Annotated in this window: 24 protein-coding genes; 7 read left to right on the top strand and 17 right to left on the bottom strand. The window is 73.1% G+C overall.

All coding sequences use genetic code 11. The annotated features are described in order from the left end of the window. Positions 1-114: 114 nt before the first annotated feature. From CYQ11_RS25270 to CYQ11_RS25245, 6 genes are all read right to left on the bottom strand, one after another. Positions 115-969 carry an ATP-binding cassette domain-containing protein gene (locus CYQ11_RS25270; RefSeq protein WP_099202620.1) on the bottom strand — a complete coding sequence of 285 codons (855 nt, stop codon included), beginning with the start codon at positions 967-969 and terminating at the stop codon, positions 115-117. After that, positions 936-1,970, bottom strand: a complete 1,035-nt coding sequence (locus tag CYQ11_RS25265; RefSeq protein WP_099202619.1) for an ABC transporter permease — start codon at positions 1,968-1,970, stop codon at positions 936-938. The genes CYQ11_RS25270 and CYQ11_RS25265 overlap by 34 nt, the downstream gene beginning before the upstream one ends. After that, positions 1,967-2,977 (bottom strand): sugar ABC transporter substrate-binding protein, encoded by a 1,011-nt coding sequence (locus CYQ11_RS25260; protein ID WP_099202618.1) that lies wholly within the window; start codon positions 2,975-2,977, stop codon positions 1,967-1,969. The genes CYQ11_RS25265 and CYQ11_RS25260 overlap by 4 nt, the downstream gene beginning before the upstream one ends. A 214-nt stretch (positions 2,978-3,191) precedes the next feature. Then, positions 3,192-3,944, bottom strand: a complete 753-nt coding sequence (locus CYQ11_RS25255; RefSeq protein ID WP_099202885.1) for a GntR family transcriptional regulator — start codon at positions 3,942-3,944, stop codon at positions 3,192-3,194. A gap of 105 nt (positions 3,945-4,049) precedes the next feature. Then, the gene (locus tag CYQ11_RS25250) at positions 4,050-4,685 is read right to left on the bottom strand and encodes a bifunctional 4-hydroxy-2-oxoglutarate aldolase/2-dehydro-3-deoxy-phosphogluconate aldolase (RefSeq protein WP_099202617.1); all 636 of its coding nucleotides are present in this window, start codon (positions 4,683-4,685) and stop codon (positions 4,050-4,052) included. Positions 4,686-4,851: 166 nt separating this feature from the next. Next, the gene (locus CYQ11_RS25245) at positions 4,852-5,259 is read right to left on the bottom strand and encodes a guanyl-specific ribonuclease (RefSeq protein ID WP_099202884.1); all 408 of its coding nucleotides are present in this window, start codon (positions 5,257-5,259) and stop codon (positions 4,852-4,854) included. A gap of 154 nt (positions 5,260-5,413) precedes the next feature. On the opposite strand from CYQ11_RS25245, the gene CYQ11_RS25240 reads away from it, so the two are divergent. Genes CYQ11_RS25240 through CYQ11_RS25230 form a run of 4 tightly spaced genes read left to right on the top strand, consistent with a single transcriptional unit; the run spans position 5,414 to position 7,450 of the window. After that, positions 5,414-6,058 (top strand): helix-turn-helix domain-containing protein, encoded by a 645-nt coding sequence (locus CYQ11_RS25240; protein ID WP_099202616.1) that lies wholly within the window; start codon positions 5,414-5,416, stop codon positions 6,056-6,058. Then, on the top strand, positions 6,055-6,195 hold the full coding sequence (locus CYQ11_RS29835) for a DUF6126 family protein (RefSeq protein ID WP_181143894.1): 141 nt from the start codon (positions 6,055-6,057) through the stop codon (positions 6,193-6,195). Before CYQ11_RS25240 ends, CYQ11_RS29835 begins: the two co-directional genes overlap by 4 nt. Before the next feature lie 27 nt (positions 6,196-6,222). After that, a complete protein-coding gene (locus tag CYQ11_RS25235) occupies positions 6,223-6,912 on the top strand; it encodes a transcriptional regulator (RefSeq protein WP_240003701.1) in 690 nt (229 codons plus the stop codon). 4 nt (positions 6,913-6,916) lie between these two features. Continuing rightward, on the top strand, positions 6,917-7,450 hold the full coding sequence (locus CYQ11_RS25230; RefSeq protein WP_099202614.1) for a GNAT family N-acetyltransferase: 534 nt from the start codon (positions 6,917-6,919) through the stop codon (positions 7,448-7,450). 40 nt (positions 7,451-7,490) lie between these two features. Here CYQ11_RS25230 and aceB read toward each other — a convergent pair whose 3' ends face one another. Then, the gene (aceB, locus tag CYQ11_RS25225; protein WP_099202613.1) at positions 7,491-9,089 is read right to left on the bottom strand and encodes a malate synthase A; all 1,599 of its coding nucleotides are present in this window, start codon (positions 9,087-9,089) and stop codon (positions 7,491-7,493) included. Between the two features lie 109 nt (positions 9,090-9,198). Continuing rightward, entirely contained in the window at positions 9,199-9,825 is a 627-nt protein-coding gene (locus tag CYQ11_RS25220; RefSeq protein WP_099202612.1) for a nucleotidyltransferase family protein, read from the bottom strand. A gap of 179 nt (positions 9,826-10,004) precedes the next feature. Between CYQ11_RS25220 and CYQ11_RS25215 the strand changes: the two genes are divergently transcribed. Beyond that, on the top strand, positions 10,005-10,355 hold the full coding sequence (locus CYQ11_RS25215) for a DUF5955 family protein (RefSeq protein WP_240003700.1): 351 nt from the start codon (positions 10,005-10,007) through the stop codon (positions 10,353-10,355). Between the two features lie 12 nt (positions 10,356-10,367). Here the strand turns inward: CYQ11_RS25215 and CYQ11_RS25210 are convergent, their stop codons facing one another. Then, complete coding sequence (locus CYQ11_RS25210; RefSeq protein ID WP_099202610.1) at positions 10,368-11,159, bottom strand: IclR family transcriptional regulator; 792 nt, start codon at positions 11,157-11,159, stop codon at positions 10,368-10,370. Positions 11,160-11,374: 215 nt separating this feature from the next. Here CYQ11_RS25210 and alc point away from each other — a divergent pair, with 215 nt between their 5' ends. Further along, positions 11,375-12,514 carry an allantoicase gene (gene alc / locus CYQ11_RS25205; protein ID WP_099202609.1) on the top strand — a complete coding sequence of 380 codons (1,140 nt, stop codon included), beginning with the start codon at positions 11,375-11,377 and terminating at the stop codon, positions 12,512-12,514. Positions 12,515-12,532: 18 nt separating this feature from the next. Here alc and CYQ11_RS25200 read toward each other — a convergent pair whose 3' ends face one another. From CYQ11_RS25200 to CYQ11_RS25165, 8 genes are all read right to left on the bottom strand, one after another. Continuing rightward, the gene (locus tag CYQ11_RS25200; protein ID WP_099202608.1) at positions 12,533-14,059 is read right to left on the bottom strand and encodes a YfcC family protein; all 1,527 of its coding nucleotides are present in this window, start codon (positions 14,057-14,059) and stop codon (positions 12,533-12,535) included. A 67-nt stretch (positions 14,060-14,126) separates the two neighbouring features. Next, complete coding sequence (locus CYQ11_RS25195; protein ID WP_099202607.1) at positions 14,127-15,512, bottom strand: nucleobase:cation symporter-2 family protein; 1,386 nt, start codon at positions 15,510-15,512, stop codon at positions 14,127-14,129. A gap of 152 nt (positions 15,513-15,664) precedes the next feature. Next, positions 15,665-17,044 carry an 8-oxoguanine deaminase gene (locus tag CYQ11_RS25190; RefSeq protein ID WP_099202606.1) on the bottom strand — a complete coding sequence of 460 codons (1,380 nt, stop codon included), beginning with the start codon at positions 17,042-17,044 and terminating at the stop codon, positions 15,665-15,667. A 29-nt stretch (positions 17,045-17,073) separates the two neighbouring features. Further along, positions 17,074-17,970, bottom strand: a complete 897-nt coding sequence (pucL, locus tag CYQ11_RS25185; protein WP_099202605.1) for a factor-independent urate hydroxylase — start codon at positions 17,968-17,970, stop codon at positions 17,074-17,076. A gap of 4 nt (positions 17,971-17,974) precedes the next feature. Continuing rightward, positions 17,975-18,343, bottom strand: a complete 369-nt coding sequence (gene uraH, locus CYQ11_RS25180; RefSeq protein ID WP_099202604.1) for a hydroxyisourate hydrolase — start codon at positions 18,341-18,343, stop codon at positions 17,975-17,977. After that, positions 18,340-18,870, bottom strand: a complete 531-nt coding sequence (gene uraD, locus CYQ11_RS25175) for a 2-oxo-4-hydroxy-4-carboxy-5-ureidoimidazoline decarboxylase (RefSeq protein ID WP_099202603.1) — start codon at positions 18,868-18,870, stop codon at positions 18,340-18,342. The genes uraH and uraD overlap by 4 nt, the downstream gene beginning before the upstream one ends. 111 nt (positions 18,871-18,981) lie before the next feature. Further along, on the bottom strand, positions 18,982-19,293 hold the full coding sequence (locus CYQ11_RS25170) for a helix-turn-helix domain-containing protein (protein WP_099202882.1): 312 nt from the start codon (positions 19,291-19,293) through the stop codon (positions 18,982-18,984). A 44-nt stretch (positions 19,294-19,337) separates the two neighbouring features. Further along, the gene (locus CYQ11_RS25165; RefSeq protein WP_099202883.1) at positions 19,338-19,589 is read right to left on the bottom strand and encodes a YkoF family thiamine-binding protein; all 252 of its coding nucleotides are present in this window, start codon (positions 19,587-19,589) and stop codon (positions 19,338-19,340) included. 60 nt (positions 19,590-19,649) lie between these two features. On the opposite strand from CYQ11_RS25165, the gene CYQ11_RS25160 reads away from it, so the two are divergent. Beyond that, positions 19,650-20,480 (top strand): thioesterase family protein, encoded by an 831-nt coding sequence (locus tag CYQ11_RS25160; protein ID WP_099202602.1) that lies wholly within the window; start codon positions 19,650-19,652, stop codon positions 20,478-20,480. The last annotated feature ends 7 nt before the right edge of the window (positions 20,481-20,487 follow it).

The raw sequence follows: 20,487 nt of genomic DNA, 5'->3' as shown, positions 1-20,487 counted from the left end.
CGGCGATCCGCCGCCCCCTGGCAGGGCCCGCCCCCCTCGGCCCCTCCCGCCGCTGGTGGACCGACGGTCCCGGTGGACAGCCCGGGTGGAACCCGCGCCGGGGCGCGGGCGTCGTCAGTCCGCCTCGGTGGCTTCGATCTTCTTGCCGCCGATCACGTCGGGGCCCGGTGCCCGCTCCAGCTCGTGGCTGAGCTGGTCGAGCTCCGAGCCGCCCGCCATCTGACGGGTCAGCTCGTCCAGGGCGATCTCGGACTTGGCGTGGCTGCCCGCCATCGCTCCCCGCTTGAGGAGGACGAAGCGGTCACCGACCAGGTACGCGTGGTGCGGGTTGTGCGTGATCAAGACCACGCCCAGGCCGGCGTCGCGGGCCGCCGCCACGTACTTGAGGACCACGCCCGACTGCTTGACGCCGAGCGCGGCGGTGGGTTCGTCCAGGACCAGCACCTTCGCGCCGAAGTACACCGCCCGGGCGATCGCGACGCACTGGCGCTCGCCGCCCGAGAGCGTGCCGATGGGCTGGTCCACGTCCCGCAGGTCGATGCCCATGCGGAGCAGCTCCGCGCGGGTCGTCTCGCGCATCTGCTGCACGTCGAGGCGCTTGAAGGGGCCCTTGCCCTTCGTCGGCTCGGAGCCGAGGAAGAAGTTCCGCCAGACCGGCATCAGGGGGACGACCGCCAGGTCCTGGTAGACCGTGGCGATGCCCCGGTCCAGGGCCTCGCGGGGGGAGGCGAGCTTCGTCTCCTCGCCCTCGATCTCGAACACGCCCGCGTCGTGCTGGTGCAGACCCGCGATGATCTTGATCAGGGTCGACTTGCCCGCACCGTTGTCGCCCAGCACGCAGGTGATGTCGCCCGCGTGGACCTCCAGGGAGACGCCTTCGAGGGCGCGGATGTTGCCGTAGTACTTGCTCACGTCGGTGAGCTTGACCAGAGCGCTCACTTGCTCGCCTCCGCCCGCTTGCGGACCCATGCGTTCAGCAGGGTCGCCAGCAGGAGCATGCCGCCCAGGAAGAACTTGAACCAGTCCGGGTTCCACTGCGCGTACACGATGCCCTTGCTGGTCATGCCGAAGATGAAGGCACCCACCGCGGAGCCGATGGCCGAGCCGTAGCCGCCGGTCATCAGGCAGCCGCCGATGACGGCCGCGATGATGTAGAGGAACTCGTTGCCGACGCCCTCGCCGGACTGCACCACGTCGTACGACATCAGCAGGTGCTGGCCGGAGATCCAGGCGCAGAAGGCCACGGCCATGTAGAGGCCGATCTTGGTCTTGTTGACGGGGACGCCGACCGCGCGGGCCGCGTCCGCGCCGCCGCCGACCGCGAAGATCCAGTTGCCCACGCGGGTGCGCAGCAGGATCCAGGTGGCGAGGGCGACGAGCCCGAACCACCACAGGATCGTCACCTGGAGGTCGACGTCGCCGATCGTCAGGTGGGAGGCGAAGAGCGTCCGGGCCGACTCGAAGCCTTCCATGTCACCGATGGTCTTGGTGGAGACGGTGCCGCTGACGAGCTTGGTGAAGCCCAGGTTCAGGCCGGTGAGCATGAGGAACGTGCCGAGGGTGATGATGAAGCTCGGCAGCTTGGTGCGGGTCAGCATGAAGCCGTTGAAGAAGCCGACGGCCAGGGTGGCCAGCAGGGACACCCCCACGCCCACCCAGACGTTCGCCGTCATCTGGTAGCTGACCATCGAGGAGACCAGCGCCGACGTGGTGACCATCACGCCGGTCGACAGGTCGAACTCGCCACCGATCATCAGCAGCGCCACCGGGACGGCCATGATGCCGATCGTCGAGGACGCGTACAGGACGGTGGAGAGGCTGGAGGCCCGCAGGAAGCTGTCCGCGGCGAACGAGAAGAAGAGGAAGACCGCCGCCGCGCCCACCACCGCGCCCAGCTCGGGCCGGCCGAGCAGGCGGCGGAGGGGGCTGCGGCCGATCAGGCGCTCGTCCGTGATCGCGTCGGCGCTCATCGGGTGCCCCGCTTCGTGTATTCGGCGAGGGTCTTGGCGTCGTCCTTGGTGACGATCTGCGGGCCGGTCAGGACGGGGCGGCCGCCGCCGAGCATGTCGCGGTTGTAGCGGTAGAGCCACAGCAGGTCCACGGCCTCGTAGCCCTGGAGGTAGGGGTCCTGGTCCACGGCGAAGCCGAGGGTGCCCTTCTGGAGGGCGTCGGCGACCTTGGCGTTGAGGTCGAAGGTGTCGACCTCGGCCTTGCTGCCGGCCTGCTGGGCCGCCTTGACGGCGGTGGGGGCGAAGGGGGCGCCCAGGGTGACGACGGCGTCGATGTCCTTGTCGGACTGGAGCTTCGCCTCGATGGACGACTGCACGTTGGGCATGTTGGTGCCCTCGACGTAGAGGTTCTCCAGGTCGCCCTTGAAGGACTTCTTCACACCCTCGCAGCGCTGCTCGTGGCCCACGTTGCCCTGCTCGTGCAGGACGCAGACGGCCTTCTTCTTGCCGCGCGCGTTGAGCTGCTCGCCGACGGCCTCGCCGGCGATGACCTCGTCCTGGCCGATGTGGGTGAGCGCGCCGAAGTCCTTCGACTTGTCGGAGCCCGAGTTCACGGTGATCACCGGGATGCCGGCCTTCGCCGCCTTGGCGACGACGTCCTTCATGGCGTCCGGCTTGGCGAGCGTGACGATCAGGCCGTCGACCTTCTGGTCGATCATGGCCTGGACGTTCTGCGCCTGCTTGTTGCCCTCGACGTCGTGTGCGTAGAGGAACTTGATGTTGTCCTTGGCCGCCGCCTGCTTGGCACCGCTCTGGACGATGTCCCAGAACGTGTCGCCATCGCCTGAGTGGGTGACCATCGCGAAGGTCCACCGGGGGGTGTCGACCGCGGCCCGCCCCTGGGCGGCCTTGGCGGCCCGTTCCTCGGCACGCTTGCCGCCCGTGCTGCTGCACCCCGCCAGTGTGGCGCCGAGCACCGCTGCCAGCACGGCGCTCACCGCACGTACGCCTGTCCGAACCCTTGCCACGAGGACTTGCCCTTCCACTGTCTGTCACGGTGCGGCTGGGCCCCGGTCCCGCGGGCCCAACCGCCCAAGTATCCGTCACCATCCGTCACCGCTGTCGCCCGGGGCGTCGGCGGCGGCGTGGGGGCTGGTTGCTGTGGGTGAAGTTAAGTGGCGGGCGCCACATTCCGTCAAGACTTTGTATGAACATTCTTACGTCGTGACAGACGCTCGGGCGTCAGGAACGGGCGAGGAGCTGGAAGTCGAAGGAGTACCGCGACGCCCGGTAGAGGTGGGAGCCGAACTCCACGGCGCGGCCCGTGTCGTCGAAGGTCGTCCGCTCCATCGTCAGCAGCGGCGCGCCCTCCGGCTCGGCCAGCAGCTCGCCCTCCTCGGCGGTGGCCGCCCGGGCGCCGATCGTCTGCCGGGCGCTGTGGAGGGTGATGCCGGCCGTCCGCATCAGCCGGTAGAGGCCGCTCCGCTCCAGCGCCTCGCCGCCTTCGAGCTCCAGCAGACCGACGGGGAGGTGGTTGCGCAGGTGCGCCATGGGTTCGCCGTGCGCGAGGCGCAGCCGTTCGACGAGCAGGACGTCGGCGCCCTCGGCGACGCCCAGGGCCGCGGCCACCTGGGCGCTCGCGGGCTCGACGGCGTGCCGCAGCACCCGCGTGGCCGGCTTCTGGCCGGCGGCGTCCAGGTCGTCGTAGAGACTGCTCAGCTCCAGCGGACGCTTGATCTGGCTGTGCACGACCTGGGTGCCCACCCCGCGCCTCCGCACCAGCAGGCCCTTGTCCACCAGCGACTGGATGGCCTGCCGGACGGTGGGCCGGGACAACCCCAGCCGCCCGGCCAGGTCGATCTCGTTGCCCAGCAGGCTGCCGGGGGCGAGCCGGCCCTGCTCGATCGCGGCCTCCAGCTGCTGGGACAGCTGGAAGTACAACGGCACCGGGCTGCCGCGGTCGAGGGTGAACTGGAGGGGTTGCTGCTTCGCCACGGAGGGAGCGTAGCCGTAGGACCTGATGACGGGAAGTCCGGAGGTCACATTGTCCGGACATGGAGACCGGGGCCGTGCCCGGTGCCGCGGGAGCCGCCGGGGACGTCAGCCCTCCGCGCCCGCCGCCTCCGCCAGACGACCGAGCAGGTCGGCCACGCGCTTGGCGACGGAGTCCCGGTCGCCCTCGGCCAGTTCCCCTCCCACCGCGCAGGCCACGGCTCCCGCGGCGATCCAGGCGGGGGCCTCGTCCACGGATATCCCGCCGCCGGGCACGAGCGCCGCCTGGGGCAGTTCGGCCCGCAGCTCCGCGAGCCAGGCGGGGCGACGTCCGGCCGCCGGGAAGACCTTCAGCGCGTCGGCTCCCAGCTCCATGGCCCGTACGACTTCGGTGGCGGTGGCGACGCCCGGGAGGACGGGGACGCCGTAGCGGTGGCCCGTACGGATGACGGCGGCGTCCACGGCGGGCGAGGCGAGGAAGCGGGCGCCGGCGTCGACGGCCATGCGGGCGGACGTCCCGTCGAGCACCGAGCCGGCGCCGATGACGGCCTCGTCGCCCACCTCGCGGCACAGGGTGGTGACGGCTTCCAGGGCGAAGGGCGTGGTGAGGGATATCTCCAGGCCGGTGATGCCGGCGGACAGCAGGTGGCCGGCCGCCACGGTGGCCCGGTCGTAGCTGTCGCCCCGGACCACGGCCACGACGCGTTGGGCCAGTACGGCCCGGGTGATCTCCCAGCGGTACACGACGGTCCACCGCCCTTCTCACGGCGCGTAGGTGGTGTCGTGCCTCCCCGGGGGCCGTCCGGCCGAAACGTCGGGCGGGACCGTCGGCGCGGTGCGCCGGACGCGACGGGTCCCGCCGTCCAGGACGGCGGGACCCGAAGAAGTGTGGTGTCAGGTACCTGACAGATCAGCAGCCGAAGTCGACGAGGTCGAAGGTCTCGTAGTGGTCACCGGTGTAGTAGTCCTCGTGCGCCCCCTGCCCGGCGACGACGCGCCGCGCCCCACGGTCCGGCGAGCCCGGGGTGATGACGGTGTACTCGTGGTAGTAGCCACTGGTGTGCTGGGGCAGCACACCCTCGCGGTTGGTGAAGACGGTCCCGTCCTTCGGGTACGGGAAGGGGCCACCGGCGTCGATGAGGCGGATGGTGTCGTGGGCCTGCGAGGGCAGGGCGGAGAGACAGACGTCGCCGACGGACTTCACGGCGGCGGCCGGATGCACGGTGGGCGTGGCGGCGACGGCCGGGGTGCCGATCAGCAGGGTCGAGGCGATGACGGCGAGGGCGCCGAGGCGCGCGAAACGTTGGGGGGTGTTCATGACACACAGCATGACCTGCGGGAACAGTGTCATGTCAACGACAAATCCTTGATGTTCCCCTGACGTTCACCGATCTTGAAGCGGGAAAGACGGAGCCTTTGCCTCCGAGGCAAAAACTTTGCCCCTGAGGCACGAGGAGGGCTATACCGGACTCATGAACCCGCAGCCCGAACCGCCCGCCCCTGCCGCGGGCGAAGGGGAGGAACTCCCGGCCGTGGCCCCGCAGCTGCGCGCGTTGCGCAGGCGCAGCGGGCTGACGCTGGAGGCGGCCGCCGCCCGGGCCGGGCTCTCGCCCGCCCACCTGTCCCGGCTGGAGACCGGCCGGCGGACCCCGTCCCTGCCGATGCTGCTGGCTCTGGCCCGCACGTACGGGACGACGGTGTCCGACCTCCTGGGCGAAGTGCCCGAGGAGCGCGATCCCATCGTACGGGCGGACCGCATGGAGGCCCAGCAGTCCGGCGGCTGGACGTACTGGCGGGCCGGCGGCTCGGGGCGGGCCATGCAGGCGCTGCGGCTGCACGTGCCGCAGGGCCGGGGCAGCCAGGAGGAGCTGGTGCGGGTGCATCCGGGAGAGGAGTGGCTGTACGTGACCGGCGGACGGCTCAGGCTGCGGCTCGGGGACACCACGCACCTGCTCGGCCCCGGCGACGCGGCCCACTTCGACTCGCTCACCCCGCACCGCATCGCGGCGGCCTCGCCCGGCGGAGTGGACCTGCTGTTCATGCACACCCTGATGCAGAGCGGCGCGGCCGGGCTGTGCCTCGGCGACACCGCACCGGACCGGAGAGGAATGCCGTGAGCGCCAACGCCAAGCACGTCGTGGAGGAGGACCGGGCCCCCATGGGCATGACGGTCCGCGTCTTCATCTACCTCGTCGCCGTCCACTTCATCGCCGCCTTCTTCTTCCTCATCTTCTATCTCGCCGGCGCCGAGTGACGACTCGTCCGTGGCTACTCTGGGTCCATGGCACCCATGGACCGGGAAGGGCGCACCGGCCGGGACGGCGACGACGCGGCGCGCGGGCCGGCCGGCGCCGGCGGCAACCGCCTCGTCCCGCTGATCGCGGCGGGCTCGGCCCCCCGGGCGGCCGTCGCCGCCCTCGCCCTGGAACAGCACCACGTCATCCCCGCCGACCGGCGCAGCTTCCGCCACCTGGCGGAGCGGGCCGCTCAGGGGCGGCAGCCCGCCGTCGCCGCGTTCTTCGCCCACCTCGAACAGGGCGAGGGCGTGGCGCTGGAGCGGCTGGGCGTGCTCGCGGCCGCGTGCGGACTGGACGCGGAGACGCTGCGGGCCCATGAGCCGCGCGCCGGATGCCAGGCGTATCCGGCGTACGTGGCGTGGCTGGCGCTGGGGGCCGAGCCGGTGGACGTAGTGGTGGCGCTCTCCGCCAACTTCGCCGCCTGGGGAGGCTATTGCGCCACGGTGGCGCAGGCCCTGCGCCGTCACTACGGCTTCACCGACGAAGCGTGCGGCTTCTTCGACTTCTTCGCGGAGCCCGACCCGAGGGGCGCGGCGCTCGCGGCGGAGGCGGGGCGGGCGGGGCGTGCGGAGGGTCTGCTGACGGAGCGTCTGGCGCACCGCTACGGACGGATGTTGCAGGAGTACGAGTCGATGTTCTGGAACACCCTCGCGGATACGTGTGTCGTACAGTGACTCCATGGTCGTCCACCGCACAGTCCGCGACGGGGAGGCGAAGGCCGTCGAGGCGATCGACAATTCCTTCACCACTGATTCCGTCATCGAGGTGACGGCGTCGGACGACGGGTTCCGTCTGCGCTTCGTGCCGGTCGAGCCACCGCTGCGCAAGGTGTACCCGGACGACGAGGACGACGGAGCCGAGGGCGGCGAGACGCTGGTCGCCCTCGACGACGGCGAGCTGTGCGGTGCCGTCACGTTCGCGTACGAGGCGTGGAACCGGCGGTTGTTCATCGCCGACGTCAGGGTCGCCCCCGCCCACCGGGGCCGGGGCGTGGGACGTGGGCTGGTGGACCGGGCCCTCGCCCGGGGCCGCGAGCTGGGGGCGCGGACCGCCTGGCTGGAGGTCACCAGCGTCAACGCCCCGGCCGTGCGGGCCTACCGCCGCATGGGCTTCGCGGTGTGCGGCCTGGACATGTCGCTGTACGCGGGGACGTCCTCGCGGGGCGAGGTGGCGCTGTTCATGAGCCGCGCCCTGGACGAGGGCGAGTTCTGAGCGCCCTGGCCGGGGGCACGGCCCCGGCCGGGGCGCTTCCTCAGCCGAGCAGGTCGTAGCCCGGCAGTGTGAGGAACTCCGCGTAGTCCTCGTCGAGGGCCACCTTCAGCAGCAGGTCATGGGCCTGCTGCCAGGCGCCCGTCTCCGTGCGGGCCGCCGCGAGCTCCTCGGCCGCCACCTCCCGCACCAGGGCCGCCGTCACCTTCTCGCCGTCGTCGAGCACGACGCCGGCGTTCACCCACTGCCAGAGCTGGGAGCGTGAGATCTCCGCCGTGGCCGCGTCCTCCATGAGGTTGAAGATGGCGACGGCGCCCATGCCGCGCAGCCACGCCTCGATGTAGCGGAGGCCGACCTGGACGGCGTTCCTCAAGCCGGCCGCCGTGGGTTTGGCCTCCAGCGAGTCCACGGCGATCAGCTGGTCGGCCGTCACCCGCACGTCCTCGCGCAGCCGGTGCTTCTGGTGCGGCCGGTCGCCGAGGACGGCGTCGAAGCAGGCGCGGGCGACCGGCACGAGGTCGGGGTGGGCGACCCAGGAGCCGTCGAAGCCGTCGGCCGCCTCGCGGTCCTTGTCGGCGCGGACCTTGCCGAGGGCGACCTCGTTGACCTCGGGGTCCCGGCGGGAGGGAATGAAGGCCGCCATGCCGCCGATCGCGTGGGCGCCGCGCTTGTGGCAGGTGCGCACCAGCAGCTCGGTGTACGCGCGCATGAACGGGGCCGTCATGGTGACCGCGTTGCGGTCGGGGAGGACGAACCTCTCCCCTCCGTCGCGGAAGTTCTTGATGAGGGAGAAGAGGTAGTCCCACCGGCCGGCGTTGAGCCCCGAGGCGTGGTCGCGCAGCTCGTAGAGGATCTCCTCCATCTCGAAGGCGGCGGTGATCGTCTCGATCAGCACGGTGGCGCGGACCGTGCCGTGCGGGATGCCGAGGTGGTCCTGGGCGAAGACGAACACCTCGTTCCAGAGCCGGGCTTCGAGGTGCGACTCGGTCTTGGGGAGGTAGAAGTACGGGCCCTTGCCCAGGTCGAGCAGCCGCTGGGCGTTGTGGAAGAAGTAGAGGCCGAAGTCCGTGAGGGCGCCGGGGACGGGGCGGCCGTCGACGGTCAGGTGGCGCTCGTCGAGGTGCCAGCCGCGCGGCCGCATGACGACGGTCGCGAGCTCCTCGGCGGGACGCAGCGCGTAGGTCCTGCCGCCGGGGGCGGTGAAGTCGATGCGGCGGCGGAAGGCGTCGGCCATGTTCAGCTGGCCTCGGACGACGTTCTCCCATGTGGGTGAGGAGGCGTCCTCGAAGTCGGCGAGCCACACGCGGGCGCCGGAGTTGAGGGCGTTGACCGTCATCTTGCGGTCGTCGGCGGGGCCGGTGATCTCCACGCGGCGGTCCTCGAGCGCGGCGGGCGCCGGGGCGACGTGCCAGAGGGGGTCCTCGCGCAGCGGGGCGGTCTCGGGGAGGAAGTCCAGCCTGCCCGAACGGGCGATCTCCGCCCGGCGCTCGGCGCGGCGGGCCAGCAGCTCGTCGCGGCGCGGGGTGAACCGCCGGTGCAGCTCGGCGACGAAGGCGAGCGCCGCGTCGGTGAGCACCTCCTCCTGCCGCTCCACGTACGGGGCGCCGGCGGCCACGGCCGCCCGCTGCGCTGGTGCGGACATGAGCAGTCACTCCTTCAGCGACGGGTGCTGGGGGCACTCTCACGGCACGCGGTGCCGCATGTGGAGAATAGTTTTCTCATGGTGGAACTTCAATGGCACCGAGGGCGCCTCAGTCAAGGAGCGCCAGGTCGTCCGGGGTGTCGACGTCGTCCGGCGCGGCGACGTCCGAGCACTCCACGAGACGTACGAGCGAGGCGTGTTGACGCAGGTAGTCCCGCGCACCCCGGTCGCCCGTGGCGGCGCGGGCCACGCCGTCCCAGTGCTCCCGGGCGAGCAGCACGGGGTGGCCGCGCACGCCCTCGTACGCCGCCGCCGCCAGCTCCGCCCCCTCCCGGTGCGCGGCGAGCACGCGGGCCACCGCCCGGGCGCCGACACGCGGTTGGTCGACGAGCGCCACGAGCGCCGCCGACGCGTCCGTGCCGGCGGCCGTCAGCGACGCGAGCCCCGCCCGCAGGGAGGTGCCCATGCCGTCGGCCCAGCCGGGGTGGTCCACCAGGACCACGCCCGCCGCCGGCCCGAGCCGGGCCCGCACCTTCTCCGCCCCCGCGCCCAGCACCACGTGGACGGGCCCGCAGCCGCCCTCGCGCAGCACCCGCAGGGCGTGCTCCACCAACAGGCCGCCGCGGTGGGGCAGCAGGGCCTTGGGGCGTCCGCCCAGCCGCCGCCCGCCGCCCGCCGCGAGGAGCAGGCCCGCGACGGGCGCCCGGCCCGTACGCGCGTTCACCGTTGACGTCATGACTCCTGCATACCTCATGACTGGCCGCCTGTGCGCCGCACGCACGTTCGTCACTCGTACGTGAACGCCGAGCCTGAATTTCGCTGTGCGTGTGGCGCGTCGCACGGAAAGTGGCGTTAACTGATCCGCGCGGGCGGGCGCGTGGGAGGGGGAGAGTCGGGGTGGAAGGCGCCGTGGCGGTGGAAGAGGAGCGAGTGGGTCGTTTCGGTGCGGAGCCGGACCCGAGAGTCGACGCGCTAAGCACCGCGGTGTCCCGGCTGCGCCGGGCGCTGGCCGGGCACCCCGTCCTTCTGCCGGACCGGGACGCCGCCGAGGACGAGCTGGCCGCCCTGGACGCCATGGTGCGCACGGGCTCGCCGGATGTCTCGCGGCTGCGCCGCTCCCTGCTGCTGGTGGCGGGCGCCGTCGGGTCCGTCAGCGCCCTGGCCCCCGCCCTCGGCGAGGTCCGTGCGGCCGTGGACCGCTTCGGCGGGCCGTCGGAGGGTGCCGGCGGCGAGGCGGAGCTGCCCCGGCCGCGCGAGGGCGCCTGAGGGCCCGGCGGCTCAGGCCGGAGCCGCCCCCGTGCCGGCCAGCTCCGCGGAGAGCTCCGCCGCGACCTCCCGCAGCAGCGGAACGATCCGTTCCGTGGCGGCTTCCGTGACCCGGCCCGCCGGTCCCGAGACCGAGATGGCCGCGGAGGTCGGCGCGTTGGGCACCGGCACCGCGAGGCAGCGGACGCCGATCTCCTGTTCGTTGTCGTCCATCGCGAAGCCCGCCTCGCGCACCTGGGCCAGCTCCGCCAGGAACGCCTCGGGCGTGGTGATGGTCTTCTCCGTCGCCGCCGGCATGCCCGTCCGGGTCAGCAGCGCGCGCACGTGGTCGTCGGCGCTCTGCGCCAGCAGCGCCTTGCCGACGCCCGTGGAGTGCGGCAGGACGCGCCGGCCGACCTCCGTGAACATCCGCACCGAGTGCCGTGAGGGCACCTGGGCGACGTAGACGACCTCGTCGCCGTCGAGCAGCGCCATGTTGGCGGTCTCGCCGGTCTCCGCCACCAGCCGCGCCAGATGCGGTCGTGCCCAGGTGCCCAGCAGCCGGGCGGAGCTCTCGCCGAGCCGGATCAGACGGGGGCCGAGCGCGTACCGGCGGTTGGGCTGCTGTCGTACGTACCCGCAGGCCACCAGCGTGCGCATCAGCCGGTGGATGGTCGGCAGCGGCAGCCCGCTGCTCGTCGCCAGCTCGCTCAGCCCGACCTCGCCTCCGGCGTCGGCCATCCGCTCCAGCAGGTCGAAGGCGCGCTCAAGGGACTGGACGCCGCCGCTGGTCGAGGCGGGTCGGGGCTCGGCGGACGGGGGCACGGCGCTCCTTCCGGGTGGGGTGGCAGCAGCCTACCGGCCGCCGTCCGCGCCGAAGACGGGTTTCTGATGCGTGAAATCGCGGTTCCGGTGCGTGAAAGGGTCTTGACCCGGGGCGCGCGACGGCTGAAGACTGCGGGCAGCGCGCTTCAACAAACCGTTGAATCAACGGACTTCATCCCGGGCCTCCGAGCCCCCGGCCGACTTCCGGAGCGCAGATGACCACGAGCGGCATATCCGGCGGCACGTCGTTCACCGGCCCCGCGGGCCCCTACCCCGGCGGCGACCCGTACGCCGACTACCGCGCCGCCGCCTTCGCCTTCGAGGCGTGGCCCGACCTCGCGGACCGGCGGCTGGGCGCCGGGGTGATCGCCGCCAGCGACGAGTTCTTCGCCGAGCGCGAGAACCTGCTGACGCCGGAGGCCCCCGTCTTCGACCCGGCCGCCTACGGCCCCAAGGGCAAGGTCATGGACGGCTGGGAGTCCCGCCGGCGGCGGGGCGCCCACGCCGGCCGGCCGCATCCCGACGACGGCGAGCACGACTGGGCGCTGATCCGGCTCGGGGTGCCCGGCGCGGTCCGGGGCGTCGTCGTCGACACCGCCCACTTCCGTGGCAACCACCCCGAGTCCGTCGCCGTGGAGGGCGCCGCGCTGCCCGGCACCCCCTCCCCCGGCGAACTCCTCGCCGACGACGTGCGCTGGACGCCCCTCGTCCCCCGCACCCCCGTCGGCGGCCACGCCGCCAACGGCTTTCCCGTCGACACCGCGCGGCGCTTCACCCACCTCAGACTCAGCCAGTTCCCCGACGGCGGCATCGCCCGGCTGCGCGTCCACGGCGAGCCGCTGCCCGACCCCGCCTGGCTCGCGGCCCTGGGCACCTTCGACCTCGCCGCGCTCGAACACGGGGGTCGCGTCGAGGACGCCTCCGACCGCTTCTTCTCCCCGCCGTTCCACAGCATCCTGCCCGGACGCTCCCGGAAGATGAGCGAGGGCTGGGAGACCCGCCGCCGGCGCGACAAGGGGCACGACTGGGTCCGCTACCGCCTGGCCGGGCACTGCGTCCCCCGCGCCGTGGAGATCGACACCGGCTGTTACGTGGGCAACGCGGCGGGCTGGGCGGCCCTGTCGGTGCTCGACGCCACCACGGGGGCGGACCCAGTGGACCCCACGGCCGGCTGGACCGAGGTGCTGGCGCCGACGCGGCTCCAGCCGGACGCGGTGCACCGCCTGGCGCTGACCGGGGTTCCCGCCGCGACGCACCTGCGCGTCGACATCTACCCCGACGGCGGCATCGCCCGCCTGCGCGTGCACGGTTCGCTGACGGAGGCGGGCGTCCGGGGACTGCGCCGCTCCCCCTGACGGGCCGCCGGCACGCCCTCAGGCGAACGCCGCCCCGAGCGCCACGAAGCCGCAGACCAGCACGGCGAGGATCGCCAGCAGCGGCCACACGAACCGCAGGTAGCGGTCGTATCCCACCTTCGCGAGGGAGACTCCGCCCACCACCACCGCGGTCGTGGGGACCCACAGGTTCATCCAGCCGCTGGCCGCCTGCCAGGCCGTGACCACCACCGAGCGGGCGACGCCCGCGAAGTCCGCCAGCGGCGCGAGGATCGGCATGGCGAGCGTGGCGTGCCCGGACGTCGAGGGGATCAGGAAGGCCAGGGGCAGGTTGACGACGTAGACGAGGATCCCGAACGCCACGGCCGGCGTGCCGGAGACCACGCCCTCCATCGAGTGCAGCACCGTGTCGATGATCTTCGCGTTGGTCATGATGACCGTGACACCCCGCGCGAGGACGATCACGAGCGCGGGTCCGATGAAGTCGGCCGCGCCCTGGACGAGCGCGGCGCTCAGCCGCTGCTCCCCCAGACGGGCGACGAGTCCGACGAGCACGGCGGCAGTGATGAACAGCGCCGACAACTGCCCGAAGGACCAGCCCAGTTCCCAGCCGTAGGGCCGTGCGTCCGCCTTGCCCGTGAGCGCGCTCGCCCAGGGGATCACCGAGAAGATCATGAAGGCGAAGACCAGGGTGACCAGCACGAGCACGGTCTGCTGCAGACCCGTCAGCTCCGGCGGCTCGGCGGCCTGCGCCGCCAGCTCCCGGTCGCCCTCCCGGAAGCCCGTCAGCGAGCGGTCCGGGTCGGTGCGCACGCGGTGGGCGTAGCGCAGGACGTAGCCGATGGTCACGGCGGTGAGGACGAGCCACATGGTGAAGCGCAGAGCGATGCCGTCACCGAGCGAGACGCCCGCGGCCGAGGAGGCCACGCCGGTGGCGAAGGGGTTGACGGTGGAGGCGAGCACGCCGATGCCGGCGCCGAGGATGATGGTGCCGGTGGCCACCATCCGGTCGTAGCCGAGCGCCAGCATCAGCGGCACCAGCAGCCCGTAGAAGCCCAGGGTCTCCTCGGCGAACCCCTCGACCGTCCCCAGGAGCGAGAAGACGGTCATGACCCCGGCGATCAGCAGGGCGCCACGGGCCCGCAGCCGGTGGGCGAGGCGCTCGATGCCCCGGTCCAGGGCGCCGGTGGCGAAGACGACGGTGATGAACGCGCCGATCGCGAGGACGAAGAGGAAGACGGCGGCGCTGCCGTAGAGGGCCCCCACGGCGTCCGGTGTGATCTCCCCGGTGGCGAGGTCCCGGACGCCGTACAGCCCGTTGACGGGCGACAGGAACAGCTCGCCGAGGCGGTGGACGAAGCCGCCGGCGGCCGCCTCGTGGTGGTACGTGCCGTGGACGGGGTTGCCGTCGGGGTCGCGGCGGTAGGTGCCGGAGGGGATGACGAAGGTGAGGGCCCAGACGGCGACGGTCACGGCCGCCAGCACGGTCAGCGCGCTGGGGAAGACGAAGGGCCGCCTCCCCTCCGGGGGACGCTCCGGGGACTCCGCTCCGGCTTGCTGGTCCACAGCGGAACCCCTCTCCGCACTGCTGCTCCGTTGTGGTGGAGATTTTTGCGCAATGCGGCGTTCGCCCCTAGTCGCCACGCACAGGCCGGCGCCGGCGGCCCAGGTGGTTGAAGGCGAGGTTGAGCAGGACCGCCGTCAGGCATCCGGCGCTCACGCCCGAGTCCAGGATGATCCTCAGGGTCTCGGGGACGGCCGCGTTGGCGTAGAAGGTCCTGGAGACGACCGGGATCATGCCCACGCCGAGCGAGGTCGCGGCGATCAGCAGGTTGTCGCCCCGGTCGAGGCCGGCTCCCCGCAGGACGTTGACGCCGCTGGCGGCGACCGTTCCGAAGAGCACGATGCCGGCGCCGCCGAGGACCGGCTGGGGGACGAGCGCGATGAGCGAGGCGCAGACCGGGCTCAGTCCCAGCAGCAGGAACATCGCCCCGCACGCGGCCACGGTGAAGCGGCTGCGCACCCCGGTGAGGGCCACCAGGCCGACGTTCTGCGCGAAGGCGCTGTTGGCGAAGCCGTTGAACAAGGGGCTGACGGCGCTGCCCAGGGTGTCCGCGCGCAGGCCCGCGGCGATGGTCCTCTCGTCCGCCGGGCGTTCGACGATCTCGCCGAGGGCCAGCATGTCGGCGGTGCTCTCGGTCATGCACACGAGCATCAGGACGCACATGCTCACGATGGCGGGCCCCTCGAAGAGGGGGTGGCCGAAGTGGAAGGGCTCGGGGAAGCCGGCGACCGCGGCGGCGCGGGTGGCGGCGGTGTCGACGGCTCCCGTCGGTATCGCCAGGAGCGTGCCGGCCACGAGGCCCAGCAGGATGGCGATCTGCCGGCCGAAGCCGGTCAGCAGCCGGCGCAGGACCAGCACGGTCACCAGGGTGGCGCCGGCCAGGCCGAGGTTGGTGAGGGAGGCGGGCCGCTCGGGGTGGCCGCCCTGGATCCAGCCGAAGGAGACGGGCAGCAGCGTGATGCCGATCAGGGTGATGACGGTGCCGCTGACGACGGGCGGGAAGAAGCGGACGAGCCGGCAGAAGCAGGGGGCGAGCAGGAAACCCAGCACGCCGGCCACGATGACGGCGCCCTGGATGGCGGGGAGCGCCCCGGCGTGACCGGGCCGTGCGTCGGCGATGGCGAGCATCGGCGCGACGCCCGCGAAGGAGACGCCGTTGACGAACGGCAGCCGGGCCCCGACCTTCCAGAAGCCGATCGTCTGGAGCAGGGTCGCGAGCCCGGCCGTGAAGAGCGCGGCGCCGACGAGGAAGGTGGTCTGCGCGGGCGGCAGGCCCACGAAGGCGCCGACGACCAGGGGCGGCGCGACCACTCCGGCGTAGCTGGCGGCCACGTGCTGGAAGCCGCTCGCCAGCAGCCGGCCCGGGCCGGGCAGGCGGTCCACGGGGTGGACCTCGCCGGGTGGTGGAGCCGGTCGTTCCTGGGGGCGTTCGGTGGCACCGGGCTCTGCGGTCACGGCGTTCCCTCCTGGGGGCGGTTCCTCCTGTGCCGGAAGGGCCGGGGGCGGGGCGGGGCCCCGCGCCCGGCCCCCGCCCGGCCGAGGGCCGTCCCCCTCGGCGGGTCCGCGGCCGGCCGGTGTCCGACGGGGCCGCGCCGGTCACGGGCCGGTCAGGCGCGTGCGGCCACGGCGGCCAGGCGGCGGGACTCGAGGCGCGCCTCGCGGGCGACGGCGTCCTCGTCGGCGGTGACCAGCCGGCCGTCCTCCACCACCGCCTCGCCGCCGACGAGCGAGAGGGCGACCGGCGCGGGCGGGCCGAGGACGAGGGCGGCGACCGGGTCGGCGATGGTGGAGTGGCCCAGTCCGTCGAGCTTCCACAGGACCAGGTCGGCGAGCTTGCCGGCTTCGAGCGAGCCGGTCTCGGCGGCCCGGCCGAGGACCGTGGCGCCGCCGTGGGTGCCCAGCCGCAGGGCGGTCCGCGCGTCCATGGCCTTCTCGCCGCCGGCGAGCCGGTGCATCAGCAGGGCGTTGCGCAGCTCGGTGTGGAGTTCTCCGGACTCGTTGGAGGCGGTGCCGTCCACGCCGAGGCCCACGGGGACGCCGGCCCGGAGCAGGGCGGGGACGGGTGCGGTGCCCGCGGCGAGGCGCGCGTTGGAGGAGGGGCAGTGGGCCACTCCCGTGCCCGTACGGGCGAAGGCGGCGACGTCGGCGGCGTTCATGTGGACGCAGTGGGCCATCCACACGTCGTCGCCGAGCCAGCCGGTGGACTCGAGGTAGTCGGTCGGCCCCATCCCGAAGCGCTCCTTGCAGAAGCTCTCCTCCTCGACGGTCTCCGAGCCGTGGGTGTGCAGGCGCACGCCCTTGCGCCGGGCCAGCTCGGCTGCCTGCCGCAGGAGTTCGGTGGTGACGGAGAACGGGGAGCAGGGGGCGACCCCGACGCGCAGCATCGAGTCGAAGGAGGGGTCGTGGTGGGCGTCGACGGCCGCCTCGGTGGCGATGAGGGCGTCCTCGGTGCTCTCGACGGCGAAGTCGGGGGGCAGCCCGCCGGCGGACTCCCCGAGGTCCATCGACCCGCGGGTGGCGTGGAAGCGGACGCCCAGCTCCCGGGCGGCGCGGATCTCGGCCCCCAGCAGGTCGCCGCAGCCCCGGGGGAAGACGTAGTGGTGGTCGGCGGCGGTGGTGACCCCGCCGCGGACCATCATCGCCAGCGAGCCGCGCGCCGCCGCGTACACCATGGGCTCGTCGATGCGGGACCAGACGGGGTAGAGGGCGACGAGCCAGTCGAAGAGGTTGGCGTCCTGGGCGAGGCCCCGGGTGAGCCACTGGTAGAAGTGGTGGTGGGTGTTGACCAGGCCGGGCGTCACGAGGTGGCCGGTGCCGTCGACGCGCCGGACGACGCCGGTGAGCCCCTCGGGCGCTGCGCCGGGGCCGACCGACTCGATCCGGCCGCCCGCGACGACGACGTGGCCCGAGGCGTGTTCGGTGTTCTCCGCGTCGACGGTGGCGACGGCGCAGTTCTCGATGACGATGCGGGGCGGGGGCGCTGCCATGGCGGGGGTTCCTCTGGGCGTGGGGGCGGTTAGAGGTTCGTCAGGTCCACCGGTATGGCGGCCTCGGCGCCGTCGCGCAGGACGGTCGCCTCGATGAGGCCGTAGGGGCGGTCGGCCGCGTGGTAGACCTCGTTGTCGTTCTCCAGGCCGAAGGGGGTGAGGTCGACGAGGAAATGGTGCTTGTTGGGGAGGGAGAGGCGTATCTCGTCGATGCCGGGGCAGCGGTCGATGACGCGTGAGCCCATGGCGTAGAGGGTCTCCTGGAGCGAGCGGGAGTAGGTCTCGGCGAAGGCGTGCAGGAGGTGGTCGCGCACCGTCGCGTAGGAGTGGTCCCAGCGCACGGCCTCGCCCCCGGGTTCCCCGCCCGTTCCCGCGTGGCGCCAGCGGGCGTTCACCTCGGTGGCGAGGATGCGGTCGGTGGTCTCGGGGAGGGTGGTGTAGCGGTCCCGGACGTAGCCGCGGAACTCCGAGTCGGTGGAGTTCAGCACGACGAGGTCCTTGAGCCCGGAGAGGATCTGCCAGCCCTCGCCGTCGTGGGTGATCTGCGCGGTGCGGGTCTCCCGGCCGGCGCGCACGAAGGAGTGCGGCTTGCCGCCGGGAGCCTCGATGCGTTCCCAGGCGTGTTCCTCGATGCGGACGCGGGCGGAGGTGACGGCCTCCTGGCTGGCGACGAAGTGGCGGGCCAGGTGCATGCCGAACCGCTCGGCCGATTCGACCCCGTGCTCCTTGGCGAAGGCGAAGACGGTGTTCTTGGTGGCGTCGGTCGTCAGGACCTTGGCGTTGCATCCCCGGAGGTGCACGTCCGCCATGTCGCCGGAGAGGGCGACCGAGACGGTGAGGTCCTTGATGTGGTGGGTGATGCCGTCGCGGACGATTCTGACCACGTGGTTCTGGGCCTTGCCGTACTGGTTCTGGCCGAGCGTCACGTTTCTAGCTCCCTCGGTAGACGGAGTACCCGAACGGGCTGAGCAGCAGCGGCACGTGGTGGTGCTCGCCGGCTGCGACGGCGAAGGTGACCGTCACCTCCGGGAAGAAGGCCGCGCCCTGCGGACGGCGGGACAGATAGGGCTCGACGTCGAAGCGCAGCCGTGCGCGGGCCGCCCGGCCGGGCAGGGCCGGAAGGCCCGTGCAGCGCCCGTCGGCGTCGGTCCGCGCCGCCCCGAGGACCGTCCACTCGCCGTCGTCCGCGGCGGCCGACAGCTCGACGGCGACGCCTGCGGCCGGGCGGCCCGCGGCGGTGTCGAGGAGGTGAGTGGACACGGAGGCGGCGCCGGCTGCGACGGCGGGCTCGGTGCTCACGGCCGGTCCGCTCCTTCCTCCGCGGTCTGGACGACGAGCCGGGCCAGCCGGATGCGGTTGATCCCGGCCAGCTCCCCACGAACGATCTCCTGTTCGCGTTCCGGCGGGTTGTCCAGCCTGTTACGGGCGGCGTCATACAGCTGCCGGGCCGTCAGGCCCGTGGCGCAGACAAGGAAGACGTGCCCGAACTTCTCCTGGTAGGCGAGGTTGAGTTCGCGCATCCGGGCGCGCAGGTCGGCGGGGGCGTCCGCCATGCCGCGCTGTTCGCGGGCGGAGACCGGGTCGTCCGGCGCGGGCCGCCCGATCGGCGGGTGTCCCGCCATCGCCTCGGCCAGGTCCGCCGCGCCCATGCGGGCGACGGCGGTGTCGCTGGCGGCCAGCAACGCCTCGGCGTCGGGGTACGGGCGGTGGGCGAGGACTTCGGCGGCCCAGGCGGTGCTGGTGCAGATCCGGTGGAGTGCGGCGCGGGCCTCGTCGCCCCCGGCCGCGTTGAACCGGGCGAGACCCGGCGTGGAACTCGCAGTCACGGCAACCTCCGTGGCGCTCGGCGCTGCGCTCGGACGAGCTGCGCATAGCTAACGCCTTGCGCCGGAGCGCGTCAACAGTTTGTTGAAAAACTGCTCGCGCCCGCCGGACCGCTACGCGTTCCCTTCCCTGTTCAGGTAGTTGTAGATCGTGAAGCGGCTCACCCCCAGCGCCGAGGCGACCGTCTCCACGCCGTGCCGGAGCGCGAACGCGCCACGCGCCTCCAGGTTGCGCACGACCGACTGCTTGGCCCCGCGGTCCAGTTCGGCCAGCGGCAGGCCGTGGCGGCGCTCCAGGTCGGCGAGGATGCGCTCCAGCGATTCGGAGAGGGCGGGCAGGCGGACGGCCACGACCGGGCGGCCCTCCCACGAGAGCACGACGTCGTCGTCCGTCGCCTCCCCGGGCTCCAGCATCCGGCCGCCCATGGCGTCGACCAGGGGCGCGACGGCCGCGCGGAAGGGGTGCTCGCTCACGCGCCGTCCGCCTCCACGACGTTGACCTGGAGGGACACCCGCGTGGCGCCGGCCGCCAGCGACCTGCGCAGCAGTTGGTCGAGCGCCGCCAGCACGGCGTCGGACCCGCCCTCGACGGTGTTCCCGAACGGCCCCACGTCGACGGCGTCCAGCTCGGCGGCCTGGACCACCTCGCGGGCCACCACGGCGTGGCGCGGCGGCTCGTCGAGGTCGAACGGCTCGGTCGTGAACTCCACTCTCAAACGCACCATGCCCCCACACTAGGGTGGGCGGCGACGGACGACCGGGGGTACGCACAGGGGGGCGGCATGGGCGGGGAGCGGTCGGGGGCCCGGGCGGCGGGGAGCTACTTCGAACGGACCGGCCCGGACACCTACGCGCCGACCTCCCACACCCAGGGCCCCTGGAACCCGGAGCACCAGCACGCGGGGCCCACGGTCGCCCTGACGACGCGGGCCGTCGAGCACTGCCTCGCCACGAGCGGCGGCGACCCCCTGGACGTCGGCCGGATCACCTGCGAGATCCTCGCTCCCCTCACGCTCGCCCCCATGACGGTCCGGGCCCGCCTGGAACGGCCGGGCAAGCGGGTGCGGCTCGTGAGGGCCGAACTGGGCCAGCGGGGGCGGACGGTGCTCACCGCCTCGGCCTGGGCGGTGGCGCACGCCCCCGGCGACCTGCCGGTGCGCAGCGCGCCGGCCGCGGTGCCGCACCGCCCGCCGGAGGGGCTGCCCTCGGTGGATCCGACGCGGCGCCCGGAGTGGGACTGCGGCTTCATGGCGTCGGTGGAATGGCGCTTCGCCGACGGCGGGTTCGGCCGGCCGGGCCCGGCCGCCGTGTGGGCGCGTCCGAGGATTCCGCTGCTCGCGGGCGAGGCGGTGTCGCCCCTCCAGCGGCTCCTGCTGACCGCCGACTCCGCCAACGGGGTCAGCGCCGAACTGCCCATCGACCGCTGGCTTTCCATCTCCCCCGAGCTGACCGTGCACGTCGCGCGGCTCCCGCGGGGCCCCTGGCTCTGTCTGGACGCGGAGACGAGCGCGGGCCCGGGCGAGACGGGGCTGGCCACCGGGCGGCTGTGGGACGGCGAGGGGCTGGTGGCGCGCTCGGCGCAGTGCCTGCTGCTCGCCCCGCAGTCGCGGTGAGGGCGCT

The organism is Streptomyces cinnamoneus, assembly GCF_002939475.1.
GTDB lineage: Bacteria > Actinomycetota > Actinomycetes > Streptomycetales > Streptomycetaceae > Streptomyces > Streptomyces cinnamoneus_A.
This window is presented reverse-complemented; position numbering and strand designations above follow the sequence as displayed.